Below are 20,405 nucleotides of genomic sequence, written 5' to 3' on the forward strand. Positions count from 1 at the left end.
AATTATCTATCCTACAACTTGGTTAAAAAAATAATGCAATTTTCTTGAAAAATGCATTCAAAAAAGGATATCTAGTGATTAATTAAATAAAATATTCAACAAGGTGGATTTTATTGCAAAAGTCGACCAAGGTCAATGAAAACATTTATAGTTTTAAGGAGCATTTAATGCCAGAAATCATTTTTAATGGTCCCGCAGGTCGTCTTGAAGGACGTTATCAACCTTCTCAACAAAAAAATGCTCCAATTGCGATTGTTCTGCATCCTCACCCTCAATTCGGTGGAACAATGAACAATAAAATTGTTTATGATTTATTTTATATGTTTCAACAACGTGGTTTTACTACATTGCGTTTCAATTTTCGTGGTATTGGTCGAAGTCAAGGAGAATTTGATTATGGGACAGGAGAACTTTCAGATGCCGCTGCTGCTCTTGATTGGGTACAAACACAGCATCCTAACTCTAAAAATTGTTGGGTAGCTGGCTATTCGTTTGGTGCTTGGATTGGAATGCAACTTCTAATGCGCAGACCTGAAATTGAGAGCTTTATATCTGTTGCTCCGCAACCGAATATTTACGACTTTTCATTCCTTGCTCCTTGTCCTTCATCTGGCTTAATAATTCACGGTGACATCGACAAAGTTGCACCCTCGAAAGATGTTCAGAGTCTTGTAGATAAACTGAAAATGCAAAAAGGTATTACCATCACACAAGAAATCCTAAAAGGAGCAAACCACTTTTTCAGTGGATTTAATAAAGAACTTATTGAACGATGTGCACAATATTTAGATAGCCATATTGCAAGTGACTTATCAACTCTTTCCTCACATGAAATACCTGCACTTTTAAAATAATAAAATTACCGAATAAACAAAGGAAACTGAATTTTGAATCATCCACAATAAATAAAAAATTGCTTATTTTCTGAAAATCTTAAAGTGGAATTAAACAAAGATGACAAATTTAGATATTATTACCTAATCGCGAGTAGTTTATCTTCTCAAAGAATTTATGCAATATACATTGTTATGTTTTGATTTTTTTCAGAAATTTATTAAAAAGACCATGGCAAAGCTCATTAATCAACATTATCTAAGTCTATCAAACAAGTGATTTTTTGTGGATTCGTAATATAATTTAAAACCTTATCGAGAACTTTAACAAACAAAATGAAAATCTTAACTTTTGTAAAAACTGTTCAAAATGACTAGAATAAGATTCTAAAAAATGGATCTTTTATTTATATTTCTAACATCTTTTAAACAATAGGATGACGAGCAAGAAAATCAATAACACCTTTTTTATAGACTTTATCTCCAACAGCAAGCATGTGATTACGACCAGGAATTTGTAAAGCTTCGCCACGTGGTAACAAAGCTGCTAATGGTTCAGCCTCACCACTGATTTCATCCAATGAACCAACTGCAACAAGCGCAGGTTGTTTAATTTTATGTACTTCAGCCTCTGTCAATTCCTGCTTTGATGCCATGATACAAACAGCAAGAGCATGTCTATCACTTTTAGTTTGATCTACAAATTTACGAAACATCAAACCACGCGGATTAGTAATGGTTGAAATATCTTCTGCTAAAAGAGCCTGAGCAACAGGCTCCCAATCACCTGCCCCCGTTACCATACCAATTCCTAAACCACCAAAAACAACACTATGCACATATGTTGGATACAAAAAAGCCATAAATGCACTAATTCGAGCTCCCATAGAATATCCCATGACATGAGCTTTCGACAAACCTAAATGTTGGAGCAACTTAACCGCATCACTAGCCATAGCCCGAGGCGTATAACATGAAGGATCATAACTTTTATCGGAATCACCATGACCGCGATTATCAAAAGCAATAACACGATAACCTGCCTCAACAAGGCTACAAAACCAACCTGTTGCACACCAATTAACACGTGCAGAAGATCCAAAACCATGAATCAATAATATAGGAGTGCCTTGCCCTTCTTCACGGTAAGCAAAACGAAAACCGTCGTGTTCAAAAAAATCAATCTCTGATGCCGTCATATTTATTACCTTCGTATTTCTCATAAATAACAGGATGAATCACACATTGTCCCTTCTGTATCTTTTTATCAGCAACTTCACCAGCATTAAGCTCAATAGCGAAAGCTGCAGATACTTTTGACGAAATTATATTCTTTGAAAATGGAAGAGTATTTTCAATAATTGAAACAATACCTCCCTTAGAATCTAAAAAAATTATATCCAAAGCTAAAAATGTATGAGCTATCCACATAAACATTTTTTGCTCACCGTCTGGTATATTATTGAGAAAATTCTTGAATAACATTGCACGATTACGAGGAAAATGAGTACGATACATCAAACCAGCACTTGCTTGAACTTGCGAAAAAGCAATCTCTTACATCATAAAAAATTATATTCTGTTCTGCATTGATTATTAGAGAAGTCGCACCAATAGGAATCTGTATGGGTTGTCCTGCTATAACTAAATTTGAAATATTGATACAAAAAAACAGGATAAACTGGATAATTTGTTTTTTCTTTAAAAATCTCAAAATTCTGACCCCGCATCATTATTATTTTTTTAAAGATTTTTGAAGATAAAGTATAAAATTTTCAGCTGCTGCCTTGTGATACCAGAAATCTAATTTGTAACAAATGGAAGTGCTATATCAGGATAAATTTCCGCTGTCATCAAGCCTTTTTCTCCCTTACCAAAACGCACAAGAACAACCTGACCAGAACGGAGTTCTGCTAAACCAAAACGACGTAATGTTTCCATATGAATGAAAATATCCTCTGTCCCCTGCCCTCGACTAAGGAAACCAAACCCTTTTTCACGATTAAACCATTTAACAATTGCACGTTCTAAACCACTTTCAGGAGTTACTACAACATGTGTACGCGCTGGAATTTCTGAAGGATGGGTAGCAGACGAGCAATCAATAGACTTAACTTGGATACACTTTAATCCTCTCTCAGTTTGTTTTACGATACAGACAACTTTAGCTCCTTCTAAAGCTGTTTGAAAGCCATCTCGCCGCATCACAGTCACATGCAATAATATATCAGGAAGCCCCTGAAAATCAGGAACTATAAACCCATACCCCTTACTGCCATCAAACCATTTAATGACACCACTAATTTCAATAATTTCACCATAAACATTGAGATTATCTTCAGCTAGAGAATAATCTTTTAATGTATCCTTACTTGTCATAACCAAACGTGATCCTGTAGGTTTGAATTCTACAAATTGATTCTTCTGCGTAAGTAGACATTGTAGTTACATCAACAAGCAAGACCTAAGATAAGATTTCCCCATATTGTCGCATCTACTTTGTAATGCCAGCTCATAAATCATAAAATTTCACCCAAAAAGTTTATACAACATGACGCATAATAAAAAAATGGTAATTTCAAAGACTTTTCGTACACACTTCGTACACACTGATCAATTTTACAGATGTATAACTTGCATAACAATAAAGTTCAAGATAATGTCTGAAGTTTATGATAAAAATAACTGAGAATAAGGAAAAGTGCGCAATGCAACTGAGGAAAATTCTTGCAGTCGCTTTTATGATAGCGGCGTTTCTAACAAATGCCTCTGCGAAAAATCCTATTAAAATTGGTGTTTATCTTCCATTAACTGGACAAAATGCATTTGGAGGACAACTTGAACTTAAAGGTATACAGCTAGCACATAAAAAAACTCCAGAAATACTAGGACGCAAAGTTGAGCTGATTGTTGTTGATAATAAATCTGATAAAGTAGAAGCAGCCAATGCTGTCGTACGTTTAACTGCTCATGACAAAGTTAATGGAATCATCGGAACTTATGGCTCTTCATTGTCATTAGCAGGTGGAGAAGTATCTGAAAAAGCAAAAACACCTACGATCACAACTTCATCAACAAATTCATTCGTTACACAAGGGAAAAAATATTATTTTCGTGCATGTTTCACTGACTCCTATCAAGGCATAGGTGCTGCAATTTATGCAGCTGAAACTTTACATGCAAAAAAGGCAGCTATCTTAAAAGATATATCTAGCGACTATGCAATTGGTCTTGCGCGTTATTTCATCAGTTCATTTAAAAAATTAGGCGGTGAAGTTATTTCAAATTTAAATTATAATTCTGGAGATCAAGATTTCTCAGCAGCTCTTACACAAATTATAGCACAAAAACCTGATATCTTATTCATTCCATCTTATTTTTCTGAAGGTGCTATAATTATGAAGCAAGCACGTGAGTTGGGAGCAAAATTCCGAATTATGGGTGGTGATGCTATGGATAATCCAGAAACTATTACAATTGCAGGACACGCTGCGGAAGGCTTCTTGCACACAACACTTCCTTACGATGAGACTGTACCAAACATGTCAAAAGCAGCACAAGAATTTACAAATGAATGGAAAACTGCTTATCCTAATGAAAAACCAAACGTTAATTCAGTTTTGGGATATACAGCATATATGATGTTTATGCAAGCTATTGAAAATGCTGGCAGTGCTGATCGTGAGGAAATTACAGCTGAACTTAGCAAATTAAAAGATTTTCAAACCCCTTTTGGAACTATGTCCATAGATGAAAATCACAACCCTCAAATTTCTATTGGTGTAATTGAGATAAAAAATGGAAAACGCATTTATTTACACGAAATACAGTCTACTGACTTAAAAAAATAATGCAAAATAATTAAGTTACTTAATCGCAGTTATAAGACTGATTAATATATTCCGAGACTAGATCATTTAAAGCTATCATATTTCATACAACATATAAGGAACAAGAAATGAGCACTGAAATGTTCATTCAATATTTCTTTAATGCGCTAGCATTAGGATCACTTTATGGGCTTATTGCAATTGGTTATACCATGGTTTATGGTGTCTTAAGGTTAATTAATTTTGCTCACGGTGATTTCTTAATGCTAGGAGCATATTTTTTTTCCTTTTCCACAATTAGCTTTATGCCTGCATGGACTGCTATTTTACTTATATTGTTCGCAGTATTAATTTATTATTCAATATTTATAGGATTTAAAAAACAACAAAAACTCTATTGGATTTCAGCCTTTTTTATTCTTGTTTCAGGACTTATTTATTATTTACAAATTGCTCAGCAAGGCTTTAAGCCCTTTTGGTTTCTAGCGATTTATTTTTCCATTTTTATTACAAGTGCAGTAGGAATTCTTGTTGATCAATTAGCCTATAAACCCTTGCGTAATGCTCCACGTATTTCAGTGCTTATTGGTGCGATTGGCATTTCTTTTCTTATTGAAAGCCTTGCAATCATGTTTTTTAGTAGTGTTCCAAAAGCTGTAAAACAGCCAGACTTTCTTGTAACACCAATCTTATGGTATTTTGGACAAGATTCAAATAGCATTATTCGAATTGCTCCCATGTCTCTTATCGTTCCTATTGTTTCATTTATTCTTGTTATTATTTTGTTATGGATTATTAATAAAACAAAACCTGGTCTTGCTATGCGTGCAATATCATACGATATTGAAACTACTCGTTTAATGGGTGTTTCTGTTAATAAGATTATTGCATTCACATTTTGTATAGGTTCTGCATTAGGTGCCATAGCAGGTATTATGTGGTCTTTACGTTATCCTCAAATTCATCCTTATATGGGTTCACTTCCTGGGTTAAAAGCTTTTATTGCTGCTGTTATTGGAGGTATTGGATCAATTCCAGGAGCAATGCTTGGAGGCCTATTATTAGGATTTATTGAAATTATGACCGTTGCCTTTTCTCCAAGTTTATCTGGATATCGGGATGCTTTTGCTTTTATCCTATTGATTCTTATCTTACTAGTAATGCCAAATGGTTTAATGGGTAAGAAAAATCAGGAGAAAATTTAATGGCAAAATCATTAAGTATTTTTCTATCATTTTTTAGCATTATAATTTTTATTAGTTTTTTATTTTACGCTAATAACCATTTTAACGACTATACGCTTCGTATTATTAATCTTATCGCTATTAATGCAATATTAGCAATTTCACTCAATTTGATTTATGGAGTTACAGGCATGTTTTCTCTTGGACATGCTGGTTTTATAGCAATTGGTGCTTATGTATGTGCAATTTTTCTTCTTTCTCCTGAACAAAAAGAAATGATGTGGATTTTAGAACCGATAGCTGAACCACTAAAAAATTTGCAACTATCGTTTTTCGTTGCAGTTATTATAAGTGGCCTATCTGCTGCAATTATAGGTTTGCTAATCGCTTTCTCTGTTTTGCGCCTTGGTGGTGATTATCTTGGAATTGCGACATTAGGCTTTGCAGAAATTATTCGTGTTCTCATTATTAATGCTACACCTTTAACAAATGGTTCATTAGGAATCAAAGGAATACCTCAATATGCTACATTATGGTGGAATTATGGTTGGTTAGCATTTACAATAATTTTTATTATTCTTTTATTACGAAGCAATACAGGTAATGTGTTACGTGCTATTCGCGATGATGAAATCGCTGCGAAAATGATGGGAATAAATGCTTTTTTCTATCGCTGTTTTTCCTTTACTATTGGCGCATTTTTTGCAGGTATTGGTGGTGCACTAACCGCCGCTCTTATTTCAACCATCGATCCTAAAATGTTCAATTTTATCCTAACTTTTAATATTTTGATGATTGTTGTGGCTGGTGGTCTTGGTTCTATTACAGGCAGCGTTATAAGCAGCATTATTATTACAATAATGCTTGAGTGGCTTCGCATTGTTGAAAATCCATTAAACTTAGGCTTTATATATATTCCCGGAATGCCAGGCTTACGGATGGTTATTTTTTCACTTATATTGTTAGCAATTATCTTATATTGGCGAAAAGGATTATTAGGCCAACATGAATTTTCATGGAATTGGTTTTGCAATTTTTTAATGAGGAGAAATCTTTTCAAGAACGAGAAAAAAACATGAATGATACGATCCTCTCACTCAATAATCTTACAATGCATTTCGGCGGGTTAATTGCTGTAAACAACGTTAATATAGCCATTAAACGAGGAACAATTACTGGATTAATTGGCCCAAATGGTGCTGGAAAAACCACAATTTTTAATATGATTTCCGGCTTTTACATACCAACAAATGGACAAATTCTGTTAGACAATAAGAAAATTTGTGGCCTTCCACCTTATACTATTTGCAAACGCCATATTGCACGAACGTTTCAAAACATTCGCCTTTTTTCAGGATTAACGGTCTTACAAAACATTATGGTAGGTGCTCATATCCGACAAAAACAACCATGGTTTTCTGCTGTATTATTATTACCGAACGCGCTTAAAGAGCAAAAACAAATTCGTAAAAATGCAATGGAGCTTCTTGAGCAACTTCAACTTGACCATCTTGCTAATCAAAAAGCAATCACTTTACCCTATGGCGCACAACGACGTTTAGAAATCGCTCGAGCCCTAGCAACGAAACCAAAACTTCTGCTTCTTGATGAACCTGTAGCAGGTATGAATCCACAAGAGAGTGACGAATTAAGACAATTTATAGAAAAAGTCAAAAAAGAATTTGATCTTACAATCCTTCTGATTGAACATGATATGAAAGTTGTTATGAAACTTTGCCAATATATTTGTGTGCTAGAATATGGCCGTTGTATCGCTAATGGCACAGCAGATGAAGTACGCAATAACCGTAGAGTTATTGAAGCTTATCTTGGTGGAGATATATATGAATATTCTTGAAATAAAAAATCTTCATGTTAATTATGGTGCTATTAAAGTTATTCAAGATCTTTCTATGTCTATAAAAAAAGGCAGCATAGTTACTCTAATTGGAGCTAATGGAGCAGGAAAAAGCAGCACTATACACTCTATTGTAGGTCTTAATCGATCAATTCACGGAGAAATTATATATAAAGGTGAATCAATTATAGGAAAACAGCCGGAAGAAATTTTGCGATTGGGTATTGCATTAACCCCTGAAGGAAGGCGTATTATACCCCACTTTACTGTTTTAGAGAATCTTAAGCTAGGAGCTTATATATGTAATGATAAAGTTACTATTACTCGTAATATTGAATGGATATTTGATTTATTCCCACGCTTGCGTGAAAGATCCACGCAACTAAGTGGCACAATGTCAGGCGGTGAACAGCAAATGCTAGCTGTAGGTCGTACTCTTATGAGTAATCCTGATATGATTATACTAGATGAGCCATCTCTTGGTCTAGCACCACTTCTTGTAAAAGAAATCTTTTCGATTATTAAAAAAATTAATAATATGGGAAAAACTATTCTTCTTGTTGAACAGAATGCATTTGCAGCACTTTCCATTGCTAATTATGCCTATATTTTAGAAATAGGAAAAATTTTATTCCACGGTGAAGGCAAAACTATGCTTTCTGATCCACGTGTCAAAAATGCATATCTCGGCGATTAAAATTACAATGCAGCAGTTGAATAAATTTTAATTACCTTTCTCTTATATACTCTTATGTAAACTCTTACTGTTATCCTTGATCATAATCTTCATTTGTAATTGTAATGCGGTCCATAACCTTAGTGCACCTTTTGTAAAATATCAAAAAACCTCTACGATAGGCTTATCTATTATTATCTTACTTATAAAGTTAAATTGGCTTCTGATATAAAAGACTTTTTTCTTTTTAAAGTATTTCACAATTAAGCGTTGTTCTATTCTCATATTGAAACAAGTTTATTTTTCTATTTCTGAAACAAATTTCTAAACTGAAGTGCAGCTTTTCTTACACTTCCAATTGAAATTAGGATCATGCATCTTGATTAGTTATTTGTAATTGAATACTTGGAGAAGTTTTTAAAACTTTGTCTCTTATTAGGATATAGCTTTTTTTATTATACTTTGAAAGTAATAAGCAAAAAATTTTTTTATTCTAATTATTTTTACTTTTCTGACGTAGTTTAAAAATCATAGTGTTTATTGATGCAATTTTTAACTTTATTTTGAATAAAATACACATATTGATTAATATTTATAATTATTTTAAATTGCAAATGGAAACATATAATTTACACAGCATTGATTTTACTTTTATAATCATGATTTAATTGATTATAGATAGTGTATTGTGTTTAATTTAGAAAAATGCTATTATCTAAAACAACATTTAAAATAGAGCTGTATCATTATTGCTAAAATTTCTTGTTTTTATAGCCACCATTTTTCAGCATTTAATATTCCTGCTGCCTGTTCTATAATATATGCTATTTTAAAAATAACTTCCTCAGAAAAAGATCTACCTATCAATTGTAATCCTAAAGGCAAACCATTTAATGATAAACCTGCGGGGACAGAAATTCCTGGCAAGCCAGCCATATTAACTGGCACAGTAAAAATATCATTAAGATACATAGCTATTGTATCATTCTTTATTTTTTTATCCGCAATATCAAAAGCAGGAGTCGGTGTTGCAGGGGTTAGAATAGCATCGATACCAAGACTAAAACAATAATCGAAATCACGTTTAATTAATGTTCGTACTCTCTGAGCTTTAAGATAATAAGCATCATAATATCCTGCTGAAAGAACATAAGTTCCAATCAGAATACGCCGCTTAACCTCATCACCAAAGCCAACTGAACGAGTGTTTTCATACATTTCAATAACATCTTTTCCTGGTACACGAAGCCCAAAACGAACACCATCATAACGGGCTAAATTAGAAGATGCTTCTGCAGGAGCTACAATATAATAAGCAGGTAAAGCATATTTTGTATGAGGTAATGAAATATCAATGATTTTTGCTCCTGCCTCTTTTAGCCAATTAATTCCTTTTTGCCAAAGGTCAACAATCTCATTAGACATTCCTTCAATGTAATATTCCTTTGGGATACCAATTTTCATGCCTTTGATTGATTGACCAAGATAATGTTCATAATCAGGTACTGGTAAATTAACTGAAGTTGAATCTTTATCATCAAAAGAAGCCATTGATTTTAACATAATTGCACAATCACGAACATCTCGCCCAACAGGCCCTGCCTGATCAAGTGATGAAGCATAAGCTATCATTCCCCAACGCGAACACCTCCCATAAGTTGGCTTTATTCCTACAGTACCAGTAAAAGCTGCTGGCTGACGTATTGATCCACCGGTATCGGTTGCTGTTGCTCCAGCACAAATATGAGCTGCAACAGCAGCAGCAGAACCTCCTGAAGAACCACCAGGAACAAGCCTTTCATCTGATTCTTTTTTTCGCCATGGATTAATAGTTGGACCATAACATGATGTTTCATTGGATGACCCCATAGCAAACTCATCCATATTCAGCTTGCCCAACATAACTGCACCATCTTTCCATAAATTAGCAGTTACAGTTGATTCATATTTCGGCTTAAAACCATCAAGAATATATGAGCAAGCCTGAGTATGTATATCTTGCGTTGCAAAAAGATCTTTAATCCCTAATGGAATACCTTCTAAAGCACCAGCTTCCCCTTTAGCCAAGCGAACATCTGATTCAGCTGCCATTTTTCTTGCTTGTTCTTCAGTTACTGTTACATAAGCGTTCAGAATTGGATTAGCTAATTTAATCGCTTTCAAATAAGCTTCTGTCAATTCAACTGCCTTCAAATCTCCCTTTTTTAAAACGTCACGGGCTTGCGCAATTGTTAAGGTTGTTAAATCAGTCATATTGATTCTCGAATTTTAAAATGTAAAAAATTATTCGACTACTTTTGGAACAAGAAAAAAATTTTCTTCTGCTAAAGGCGCATTCACTATAATATCCGTGGCCTTATTACCATCTGTTACCTTATCCTCACGTCTTCGTAAAGCCATCGGAATTACTGACGTCAACAGTTCAACTCCATTAACATCAATTTCATTAAGTTGCTTTACAAAATCTAAAACGGTATTAAATTCCTCTGTCATGCGTTCAACTTCATCATTACGGATAGCGATACGTGCCAACTTTGCTACCCGCTTGACTGTTTTACTATCAACAGACATATTATGCCTTTCTACTTGATTTATTCTAACATTATTAATCTATTCGTTTCTTGGCTATACAAGTCTACGTCTATAAGTGCAAGAATATTGGTATTTACAACAAAACTTTGTCATAATAACTAACCAAAATATTAGGATATCCTAAGTATATAAATAAGTATATAAACATGGCAATTATCAGCATAAATGAAGTTACTAAACACCTTTTACTTGGGCAAACAATAGCAAGCTTAGATTTAGGTACAAAAACAATTGGAGTTGCCATTTCTGACATTAGTTTAACATTTTCAAATCCACGACCTGTTATTCATCGAAAAAAATTTACATTAGATGCTTTCACACTTTTAAAATTTTTTAACCATGAAAACGTGGGAGCTATTATTATTGGCCTACCCATTAATATGGATGGAAGCAATGGCCCACGTGTTCAAGCAACAAAAACCTTTGTCAGTAATATGGCAATGTATACAAAAATCCCATTTGTTTTTTGGGATGAACGATTATCAACAACTGCTGCAGAACGCTACCTTTTAGAAATAGATGTGTCGCGCCTTAAGAGAAAATCACGCATTGATTCAGCTGCAGCCGCTTTCATTTTGCAAGGTGCTCTCGATAGGATTCAGAATCTGCCATCAAACAGTAGGATAGAGAACATCCAATAATTGTGTTGGATTATATCGCGCAATTAACATGCCATAAGATGATCTCCATTGTCCTCCAAGGCGACTTTCCATATAAGCGTTTACAACATGTTCCACCTCTGTATAACGTAATGCTGCAGTAGCAGATGCGTAGGCCATTTGCTCAACAAAAAACCTACCAGCTCCCTCATTTGTCGAGGCCATATTCACAGCGGATTTAATAATTTCAATCGCTCGTGGACCTGCTGGTCCGATATCCGCTGAAATTTTTTCTAATAATTGCTGAAATAATCCAGGCGCTTTATCCCCTATAAGAATTGCATCCTTTACCAATTGATTAACACCATTATTTTTAACTATTCGTGCAGGACTATCACGCAATATTTGTAACAAGGGATTGTTATCCATAAAACTTTCTATACCAACTTGTGCAATAATTTCACCAACAATTGGAATAACTAATTGACTAACATGACAAGCGACTATAGGCGTCATAATACGTGCAAAGGCTGCCTCAGAACGATCATTTGCAGCGTTATCAAACGCTCGTGCTAAACGCATAACCAAAGCTTGTGAAGCAGCTATATCAAGTGCAATATCAGCAAAAATACGCTCTGTTAATGGTGGAAAAGGCTGATTTGGCATTTTCTGCCGAAGAAAATTTATACTAAGCTGAAGTGCAGCCCGCAGAACACCTGCTGATATTATAGCTTGATCGAAACGCATCATGGTTTCGATATCCTTGATCACCTTAGCTCCTTCTCCGATATTACCCAAAAGCCAACCACAACAATCTCGAAATTCAACAACTCCTTCTGGCACTGAATATTCTCCAGATCGCTGAATTAAATAACGAACTAATATAATACCATTTAATAAGCCATTTTCTTGCATGCGTGGAACTAAAAAGCAGCTTAAAATACCGTCTATTTCGGCACTAATGATATATCCGTCAGCTATTGGATTAATAACTTTTGTTTTTATAATATTTAAACGATATAGGTCACGCCCCATTTTTTCATCAAAAGAAATTCTCTGAACAGGTGGAACATTCAAAGCATATTTTTCACTTTTTTCAATGTTATCGAAAGCATAGGTCAGTGAAGCTCCTTTTTTATTATCAATAGGATTAGAAGACAAATCATACTGGCGTGATAAAAGCATATCTTGCCATTTTTTAAATAACTCAACATCTCCAATTAACACTGCAATAGCGGCACTGGCTACAGTGATTTCATTCAAATGTCCCGTTTCTAAACCAGCTAACAGAGCCAAACGAATAGCACGTGCCTGATAACGTACTCCATTTTCTGAAGTTGTATTTTCCCAAAGTGAAGCAACTAAACCTACTTGTCTGGAATATCGTTGCAGAGTATGGTAAGAAGGATGAATATCTAACTCTTCTTTTGATTGCCCCCATTCATTGTTATAGCGCAATGTCGGCCTGTGGCTATTTGCTAAACGAGCAAGATCCCACGCTTCATCACTCGCCACAAAAGCTCCTATTTCCTCAAAACTTGCTAATAAAGAAGTAGGCAAAGTAGATGCAATACGAAACATAAGCGTATCACTAAGAAATGCATTTTTTCGGTGAATATTCTGCGTGGATATAACACTCATATAGTATATTCCTATTATTAGAATCACTCACATCATAGACTATTTGTCTTTTTACGGCTAAAAACATTTATGATATTTAAATAAATGCTTGTTTAAGCACTTTAGAGAGCTATAGAAAAGAATGCTATGATTCATAATACTACTTTTCCAATTTTTCCCCACCGGCATCTTTTAGGTATTAAAAACCTTAGTGTAAAAGATCTTAACATATTACTTGATCGCGCAGATGAGAATATCCTTTTTTCCCAAAAAATTGATAAAAAAAAATCTACTTTGCATGGACTCACTCAAATTAATCTCTTCTTTGAAGCCTCTACAAGAACTCAATCTTCATTCGAATTAGCTGGAAAACGACTAGGGGCAAACGTGATGAATATAGTTATTAGCAATTCATCCGTTAAAAAAGGAGAAACATTAATCGATACAGCGACAACTCTTAATGCAATGAAGACCGATATACTAGTCATTCGCCATAGCTGTGCTGGAACAGCAGGCCTTTTAGCACAAAAAGTTGATTGTTGCGTAATTAATGCAGGTGATGGTGCACATGAACACCCAACACAGGCTTTATTAGATGCTCTAACCATTAGAAGAATAAAAGGCCATATTGAAGGATTAACCATTGCAATTTGTGGAGATATTTTACATTCACGCGTCGCACGTTCTAATATTATCAGCCTCAATGCTTTAGGAGCTCGCGTTCGTGTTGTTGCTCCATCAACCCTTCTACCCACTGGAATCTCAAATATGAGCGTTGAAGTATTTAATACAATGAAGGAAGGTCTTAAAGGTGTTGATGTTATCATGATGCTGCGCTTACAGCTCGAACGTATGACAGGCGCCTTCATTCCTTCTATTCATGAATATTTCAATTATTTTGGTTTGCATAAAGAAAACCTAGCATATGCTAAAAATGATTGCATTATTATGCATCCTGGGCCGATAAACCGTGGTGTAGAAATTGCTTCTGATATAGCAGATAGTGCACAAAGTGTCATTCATACACAAGTAGAATTAGGTGTTGCTGTACGCATGGCTGTAATGGAAGCTTTATTAGATTTGCGCCATAATTGGAGTAAAGAAAAGAAATGACAAGGCCTATAGTTTTTAAAAACGCCCGTATCGTTGATCCTTCACGTGCACTTGATGAAATTGGTACAGTTATCATCGAGAATGGACTGATTTTAACAGCTGGAAAAGAAGCTCTAAATCAAGGGATACCAGAAGGGGCAGAAATCATTGATGCACAAGATAAAGCTATTCTCCCTGGACTTGTTGATGTTCAAGTCTTTATCGGTGAACTGGGAGCTGAATACCATGAAACGATCATTTCAGCAAGCCAATCCGCAGCAGCCGGTGGTATTACGTCGTTTTTTATGATGCCTGATACACGGATGGTAATTGATAATGTGGCTCTTATCAAATTTATTACATGCACAGCACATGAAACATCATTGGTTAATATTCATCCAGTTGCTACTATTACTCAAGGTCTAAAAGGGCAAAAAATAACTGAATTTGGTTTATTGAAAGATGCAGGAGCTATCGCCTTTAGTGAAGGAAAAAAAACACTTCAAAATTCAGCTGTTATGCGGCGTGCAATGACTTACGCACGCGATTTTGATGTCGCATTAATCCACGAAACACAAGATCATGATCTTAGTGATCAAGGCGTTATGAATGAGGGTTTATTAGCTAGTTGGCTTGGTTTTTCCGGAATTCCTCGTGAAGCAGAAGTGATTCCACTAGAAAGAGATTTACGGCTAGCTGTTCTCACACAAACGCGCTACCATGCAGCACAAATATCGACAGCTATGTCTGCTGATGCTATTCGCTTAGCAAAACAGCATAGTGAAAAGATTTCAGTTGGTGTATCCATTAATCATTTATCCTTAAATGAAAATGATATTGGTGAATATCGCACTTTTTTCCGCTTAATGCCCCCATTACGTGCAGAAGAAGATCGTATAGCAATGATTAAAGCAATAAAAGATGGGACATTGGACGTTATTACTTCTTCGCATGATCCTCAAGGGATTGATACAAAATGTTTACCATTCCAAGAAGCTGAAACAGGTGCTATTGGCATGGAAACTTTATTAAGTGCAGCTTTACGCCTTTATCACGATAAAACCGTACCTCTTTTACGATTAGCTGAACTTTTATCAACAGCGCCTGCAAAACTCTTTGGTCTTAATGCTGGAACACTCATGAAAGGTGCTCATGCAGACCTTATTTTAGTTGATTTGGAAGAGCCATGGGTTTTATCCTTAGATATGCTACATTCACGTTCAAAAAATACGCCTTTCGAAAATACTTGTTTTCAAGGACGTGTTCTCCAAACCTTTGTAAAAGGAAAATCAGTATTTAAAATTAACCGACAAAGCAAACGAGATTCTTGATGATTGAAGTAGAAACACTTTTTCAATTCAATACATGGCTTATTTTTCTGATATCTTATCTGATTGGTTCTACACCATTTGGACTGCTTTTTACAAAATTTTCTAAACTTGGTGATATAAGAGAAATTGGTTCTGGAAATATTGGAGCAACAAATGTTTTACGAACAGGAAATAAAAAAATCGCGGCTCTTACTCTTTTGTGTGATATATTAAAAGGAGCTTTTGTTATTTTGATGGCAAAACACCTAGTCTATACTGTAGAAATTGCTCTTCTAGCTGGATTTTTAGCCTTCTTAGGGCATATTTTTCCCATATGGCTCAAATTTAAAGGAGGTAAAGGTGTTGCAACTTATTTAGGAATATGCCTAGGTTTTTATTGGTTAACAGCTCTTATTTTTACTATTATCTGGATAGGAGCGTTTATAGTGATGCGCTATTCTTCATTTTCTTCACTTATGGCTGTTATTATTACTCCAACTTTTGTTTATTATTATTCCTCTTCCCTCTATGTTGCTTGCATAATAATAACAATGAGCATACTTGTTATTATAAAACATCATGGCAATATTCGTAGATTATTAGCAAGGGAAGAAAACAAAGTTGGTATCACAAATAGGAACAAATAAAGGAATCTTACTTACTGATCAGCAACGACTAAATTGGTTGCGGTTATTACGCAGCGAAAATATTGGAGCAGTTACTTTTCGCAATTTGATTGACCATTATAAAACAGCAGAAAATGCTCTTGCTATGCTTCCTAAGATCAGTAAAAAAGGAGGGTTTCCTAAATCTATTCGAATCGCAACATTAGATGACGCTGAAAAAGAGATGCAACAAGCTGAAAAACAAAGTATTCGGTTTGTTGGTATCGGAGAACCAGATTACCCACAATTCCTTAAAGTAGTGGAAGCATCACCTCCACTTATTGCTATAAAAGGTAATTGTTCGATTTTTCAAAAACCTTCTGTTGGGATTGTTGGTTCTCGAAATGCCTCTGCAGTTGGTAAAAAATTAACTAATCAGTTTGCTCATTTTATTGGTAATGCTGGTTTTACAATTATTTCTGGGCTGGCACGTGGAATTGATAGCATTGCTCATCAAGCGAGCTTGCTGACAGGCACAGTTGCAGTTATGGCTGGCGGCATCGATCACATTTATCCTCCTGAAAATAAAAAGCTCTATGATGATATTCTTGCTAATGGTGGAGCAATTATTAGTGAAATGCCTATTGGCTGGAAAGCACGTGCTATCGATTTTTCAAGAAGAAATCGTATTATTGCAGGTCTATCACTTGGCCTTTTAGTGGTAGAAGCAGCCATACGATCAGGCTCTTTAATTACAGCACGTCAAGCTGTTGAAATAGGGCGATTAATTTTCGCTATTCCTGGTTCTCCACTTGATCCAAGAGCAATTGGCACAAATAATCTTATCAAAGAAGGTGCTTTGCTGGTCACACATCCTTCTGAAATTATAGAAACACTCACACCATTAACTTCGGATAATACCAATCGACAACTCAGCTTTTTCGAAGAATCATGTTCAATTCAACTTCCACAAGAAAACGCTCATTCACCCAAGAAAATAACTCATGAAACTCCTTTAATTGGAGATGATATAGAACGCACAGCTGTCCTTGCAGCTCTATCAAGTACTCCAATTGATTTAGATACACTCAGCATTTATTCAGGTGTTCCTTTACAAAAACTCTACCTCTTGTTAATTGAACTCGATCTTGCTGGAAAGCTTATTCGGCACTCTGGCGGTTATGTATCATTGTCGAGTTTTTGAATCTTCTCCAAGAGCCTCAGCACTATTAATAATACTTTGCCCCTCTTCAGCCACCATATCCAAAAGCAACGCCAAAAGCGGACTATGAGCTTGACGTGCCATCTGACTCATTTGTTTTGACATATCTGTAATATAGTGGATAATCTTTAAATGATTTATAAACATAATCTTTTATCCTTGAGCATTCTCCCCACCTCTCAATAGATGTTATCTTAATATTTTACCGTATGCTTTTTATATTAGCTATGGAAAATAAGTTATACGATTTCTTTTTATAAAGTGTATTTTTAATAATAACAACTAAAAGTTGTATAATATATTTTTTTATACGCTCTTGACCAATTGTCATTAGCTATTCATTCGAAAGGAGTTTATAAGGAAAATTTTGTTCCAACATTTGGATAAAATTATGAACATTGTTATCGTTGAATCTCCAGCAAAAGCAAAAACAATTAATAAGTATCTTGGATCTCAATACAAAGTCATAGCATCTTTTGGGCATGTACGTGATTTATCTGCAAAAAACGGCTCTGTTCTTCCTGATAAAGATTTTGCTATGAAATGGGATATCGATGCTGCTTCCGCAAAACGTTTGAACGAAATAGCAAAGGCAATCAAAGAAGCCGATAACCTTATCTTAGCAACAGACCCTGATCGTGAGGGAGAAGCTATTTCATGGCATATTCTCGATATTCTAAAACAAAAAAAAGTTTTAAATAACAAACCTATTAAACGAGTTGTTTTTAATGCAATCACAAAAAAATCCGTTCTTGATGCTATGAAGAACCCCCGCGATATTGATACATCGCTTGTAGACGCTTATCTTGCACGTCGAGCTCTTGACTATCTGGTTGGTTTTACTCTCTCACCTGTTTTATGGCGCAAACTACCAGGTGCTCGTTCCGCTGGTCGCGTCCAATCTGTTGCCTTACGTATCATTTGCAATCGCGAATCAGAGATAGAGCAATTCATTAAAGAAGATTATTGGTCAATTACGACGTACTTAAAAACACCTCAAGATAACATTTTTCATGCACGATTAACAGAATTTAACCATAAAAAACTTGGTAAGCTTGATATTAGATCCCAAGAACAAGCAGATCAAATCCTCTTTATGTTGAAAAAAGCAAATTATCGCACATTAAATATTGAAGCAAAGCCCGTAAAAAGGAATCCTTCTCCACCATTTACAACATCTACATTACAACAGGCTGCTTCTTCAAAATTAGGTTTTTCAGCTTCTCGCACAATGCAGGTTGCCCAAAAGCTTTATGAAGGTATTGAAATCAATGGTGAAACAGCAGGGCTTATTACTTATATGCGTACTGATGGGGTACAAATGGCTACAGAAGCTATTGATACAGCACGAAAGGCAATTATTGATTCCTTTGGAAGCCATTATGTTCCTGAGAAGCCCCGTTTTTATTCAACAAAAGCTAAGAATGCACAAGAAGCACATGAGGCTATTCGTCCTACAGATTTTAAACGTCATCCTAATCAAGTATGCAATGTTCTCGATAGCGATCAAGCAAAACTCTATGAATTAATATGGAAACGCGCTATTGCAAGCCAAATGCGTTCTGCTGAAATTGAACGTACAACAGTTGAAATTGAAGCATTTCAAGAAGAAAACCACGCTAATTTGCGTGCAATAGGTTCCGTTATTCGTTTTGATGGCTTCATTTCTGCTTATACAGATCCAAAAGAAGAAGAAAACAATGAGGAAGATGAAGCAACACGTCTTCCGCAGATTAATGTTGGAGAATCACTTAAAAAAGAAAAAGTTGAGTCGATACAACATACTACAGAACCTCCTCCTCGTTATTCCGAATCTGCATTAATTAAAAAGCTTGAAGAATTAGGAATTGGCAGACCTTCAACTTATGCATCTACATTAAGTACACTTTGTGATCGTGGGTATATCATAACGGATAAACGGAAACTTATTCCTGCTGTTAAAGGACGTATCGTTACAGCCTTTCTTGAAAATTTTTTTAATCGCTATGTAGAATACGGCTTTACAGCAGACCTTGAAGAAAAATTAGATCTTATATCAGATGGAAAGCTTTCTTGGAAAGATGTTTTACGCGATTTTTGGGATGAATTTAATGCATCTATTACTAATATCCAAGAACTTCGTATAATGAATGTTCTTGATGTTTTAAACGTAACGTTAGCTCCTCTAGCTTTCCCCGCACGTGAAGATGGAAGTGATTGCCGCTCTTGCCCCCTTTGTACAAATGGCCAACTGTCACTAAAATTAGGACGTTACGGCGCATTTGTTGGCTGTTCTAATTATCCTGAATGTAAATATACATGTCAATTGGGAATAGATATAGAAGAGCAAAGTAAAGCTGTGCATAATGATGAACCTATTATACTTGGTATTGATCCTAAAACAGGAAAAGATATTTCCCTTCGTAATGGCCGCTTTGGTCCATATATTCAACTTGGTGAAAGTAAAGAAATTAAGCGTGCAAGTTTACCTAAAGGATGGCAAATAGAAAATATTGATTTCAATAAAGCTTTAGCTTTATTATCTCTACCTCGTGAAGTTGGAATTCATCCTGAAACAGGAAAAACAATTATAGCTGCAATTGGACGGTATGGTCCTTATCTTGTTCATGATGGACAATATGTAAACCTTTTTAGTATAGATGAAGCCTTTGATATTGGCATTAATCGCGCTATTACAATACTTGCTGAGAAAAAAAACAATGAAACAAACCAATGTAGAATAACACCTGCCGCGCTAGCAACATTAGGAGATCACCCAGAAGGTGGAACAATTACTATACGTGATGGACGTTACGGTCCATATGTTAACTGGAATAAAATTAATGCCACTTTACCAAAGGATAAAGATCCAGTTACAGTAACACTTTCAGAAGCATTAGAACTTATATCAGCTAAAGCATCGACTAAAAAAACAGCACGAAAAGCCACTTCAAAAAAGAAGCTAGCATCTAAAAAAGCTTCATCCCAAAAAGAGAAAGCATAAA

The 20,405-nt window shown here is 35.2% G+C and carries 17 protein-coding genes and 1 pseudogene; 12 read left to right on the plus strand and 6 right to left on the minus strand.

The window, feature by feature from the left end:
- Nucleotides 1-167 precede the first annotated feature (167 nt).
- Entirely contained in the window at nt 168-854 is a 687-nt protein-coding gene (locus BJB63x_RS03040; protein WP_078718958.1) for an alpha/beta hydrolase, read from the plus strand.
- A gap of 404 nt (nt 855-1,258) precedes the next feature.
- Here the strand turns inward: BJB63x_RS03040 and BJB63x_RS03045 are convergent, their stop codons facing one another.
- The 3 genes from BJB63x_RS03045 to BJB63x_RS03055 all read right to left on the minus strand — a co-directional run bounded on the left by BJB63x_RS03045 (nt 1,259) and on the right by BJB63x_RS03055 (nt 3,212).
- Nucleotides 1,259-2,032 carry an alpha/beta fold hydrolase gene (locus tag BJB63x_RS03045; RefSeq protein ID WP_078718959.1) on the minus strand — a complete coding sequence of 258 codons (774 nt, stop codon included), beginning with the start codon at nt 2,030-2,032 and terminating at the stop codon, nt 1,259-1,261.
- Nucleotides 2,013-2,351, minus strand: coding sequence for a DUF192 domain-containing protein (locus tag BJB63x_RS06665; RefSeq protein WP_236823871.1), 339 nt, complete (start codon nt 2,349-2,351; stop codon nt 2,013-2,015). The genes BJB63x_RS03045 and BJB63x_RS06665 overlap by 20 nt, the downstream gene beginning before the upstream one ends.
- A 285-nt stretch (nt 2,352-2,636) precedes the next feature.
- Nucleotides 2,637-3,212, minus strand: a complete 576-nt coding sequence (locus BJB63x_RS03055; RefSeq protein WP_078718960.1) for a cold-shock protein — start codon at nt 3,210-3,212, stop codon at nt 2,637-2,639.
- Nucleotides 3,213-3,541: 329 nt separating this feature from the next.
- On the opposite strand from BJB63x_RS03055, the gene BJB63x_RS03060 reads away from it, so the two are divergent.
- From BJB63x_RS03060 to BJB63x_RS03080, 5 genes are all read left to right on the plus strand, one after another.
- On the plus strand, nt 3,542-4,684 hold the full coding sequence (locus BJB63x_RS03060; protein ID WP_078719639.1) for an ABC transporter substrate-binding protein: 1,143 nt from the start codon (nt 3,542-3,544) through the stop codon (nt 4,682-4,684).
- 107 nt (nt 4,685-4,791) lie between these two features.
- A complete protein-coding gene (locus tag BJB63x_RS03065) occupies nt 4,792-5,868 on the plus strand; it encodes a branched-chain amino acid ABC transporter permease (protein ID WP_078718961.1) in 1,077 nt (358 codons plus the stop codon).
- Entirely contained in the window at nt 5,868-6,926 is a 1,059-nt protein-coding gene (locus tag BJB63x_RS03070; RefSeq protein WP_078719640.1) for a branched-chain amino acid ABC transporter permease, read from the plus strand. Before BJB63x_RS03065 ends, BJB63x_RS03070 begins: the two co-directional genes overlap by 1 nt.
- Nucleotides 6,923-7,705, plus strand: a complete 783-nt coding sequence (locus tag BJB63x_RS03075; protein WP_078719530.1) for an ABC transporter ATP-binding protein — start codon at nt 6,923-6,925, stop codon at nt 7,703-7,705. The genes BJB63x_RS03070 and BJB63x_RS03075 overlap by 4 nt, the downstream gene beginning before the upstream one ends.
- The gene (locus BJB63x_RS03080) at nt 7,692-8,402 is read left to right on the plus strand and encodes an ABC transporter ATP-binding protein (RefSeq protein ID WP_078718962.1); all 711 of its coding nucleotides are present in this window, start codon (nt 7,692-7,694) and stop codon (nt 8,400-8,402) included. The genes BJB63x_RS03075 and BJB63x_RS03080 overlap by 14 nt, the downstream gene beginning before the upstream one ends.
- 747 nt (nt 8,403-9,149) lie before the next feature.
- On the opposite strand, the gene gatA is transcribed toward BJB63x_RS03080, so the two are convergent.
- Together gatA and gatC are read right to left on the minus strand one after the other, a co-directional pair.
- Nucleotides 9,150-10,634 carry an Asp-tRNA(Asn)/Glu-tRNA(Gln) amidotransferase subunit GatA gene (gatA, locus tag BJB63x_RS03085; protein ID WP_078718963.1) on the minus strand — a complete coding sequence of 495 codons (1,485 nt, stop codon included), beginning with the start codon at nt 10,632-10,634 and terminating at the stop codon, nt 9,150-9,152.
- A 30-nt stretch (nt 10,635-10,664) separates the two neighbouring features.
- A complete protein-coding gene (gene gatC, locus BJB63x_RS03090; protein ID WP_078718964.1) occupies nt 10,665-10,952 on the minus strand; it encodes an Asp-tRNA(Asn)/Glu-tRNA(Gln) amidotransferase subunit GatC in 288 nt (95 codons plus the stop codon).
- A gap of 167 nt (nt 10,953-11,119) precedes the next feature.
- Here gatC and ruvX point away from each other — a divergent pair, with 167 nt between their 5' ends.
- A complete protein-coding gene (gene ruvX, locus BJB63x_RS03095; protein WP_078718965.1) occupies nt 11,120-11,614 on the plus strand; it encodes a Holliday junction resolvase RuvX in 495 nt (164 codons plus the stop codon).
- Here the strand turns inward: ruvX and BJB63x_RS03100 are convergent.
- Nucleotides 11,585-13,213 carry an acyl-CoA dehydrogenase family protein gene (locus BJB63x_RS03100; protein WP_078718966.1) on the minus strand — a complete coding sequence of 543 codons (1,629 nt, stop codon included), beginning with the start codon at nt 13,211-13,213 and terminating at the stop codon, nt 11,585-11,587. The two genes, ruvX and BJB63x_RS03100, sit on opposite strands and share 30 nt — an antisense overlap.
- A 126-nt stretch (nt 13,214-13,339) precedes the next feature.
- Between BJB63x_RS03100 and BJB63x_RS03105 the strand changes: the two genes are divergently transcribed.
- The 5 genes and pseudogenes from BJB63x_RS03105 (at nt 13,340) to topA (ending at nt 20,404) form a co-directional block, all read left to right on the plus strand.
- Nucleotides 13,340-14,305: an aspartate carbamoyltransferase catalytic subunit gene (locus tag BJB63x_RS03105; RefSeq protein ID WP_078718967.1), complete on the plus strand. Its 966-nt coding sequence runs from the start codon at nt 13,340-13,342 to the stop codon at nt 14,303-14,305.
- A complete protein-coding gene (locus BJB63x_RS03110) occupies nt 14,302-15,615 on the plus strand; it encodes a dihydroorotase (RefSeq protein WP_078718968.1) in 1,314 nt (437 codons plus the stop codon). The genes BJB63x_RS03105 and BJB63x_RS03110 overlap by 4 nt, the downstream gene beginning before the upstream one ends.
- The gene (gene plsY, locus BJB63x_RS03115; protein WP_078718969.1) at nt 15,615-16,241 is read left to right on the plus strand and encodes a glycerol-3-phosphate 1-O-acyltransferase PlsY; all 627 of its coding nucleotides are present in this window, start codon (nt 15,615-15,617) and stop codon (nt 16,239-16,241) included. Before BJB63x_RS03110 ends, plsY begins: the two co-directional genes overlap by 1 nt.
- Nucleotides 16,228-17,432 (plus strand): annotated as a pseudogene (gene dprA, locus BJB63x_RS03120) (DNA-processing protein DprA). The gene plsY and the pseudogene dprA overlap by 14 nt, the downstream one beginning before the upstream one ends.
- 380 nt (nt 17,433-17,812) lie before the next feature.
- A complete protein-coding gene (topA, locus tag BJB63x_RS03130; protein WP_078718972.1) occupies nt 17,813-20,404 on the plus strand; it encodes a type I DNA topoisomerase in 2,592 nt (863 codons plus the stop codon).
- The last annotated feature ends 1 nt before the right edge of the window (nt 20,405 follow it).

The sequence above is a fragment of the Bartonella sp. JB63 genome, from assembly GCF_002022665.1.
Classification (GTDB): domain Bacteria; phylum Pseudomonadota; class Alphaproteobacteria; order Rhizobiales; family Rhizobiaceae; genus Bartonella.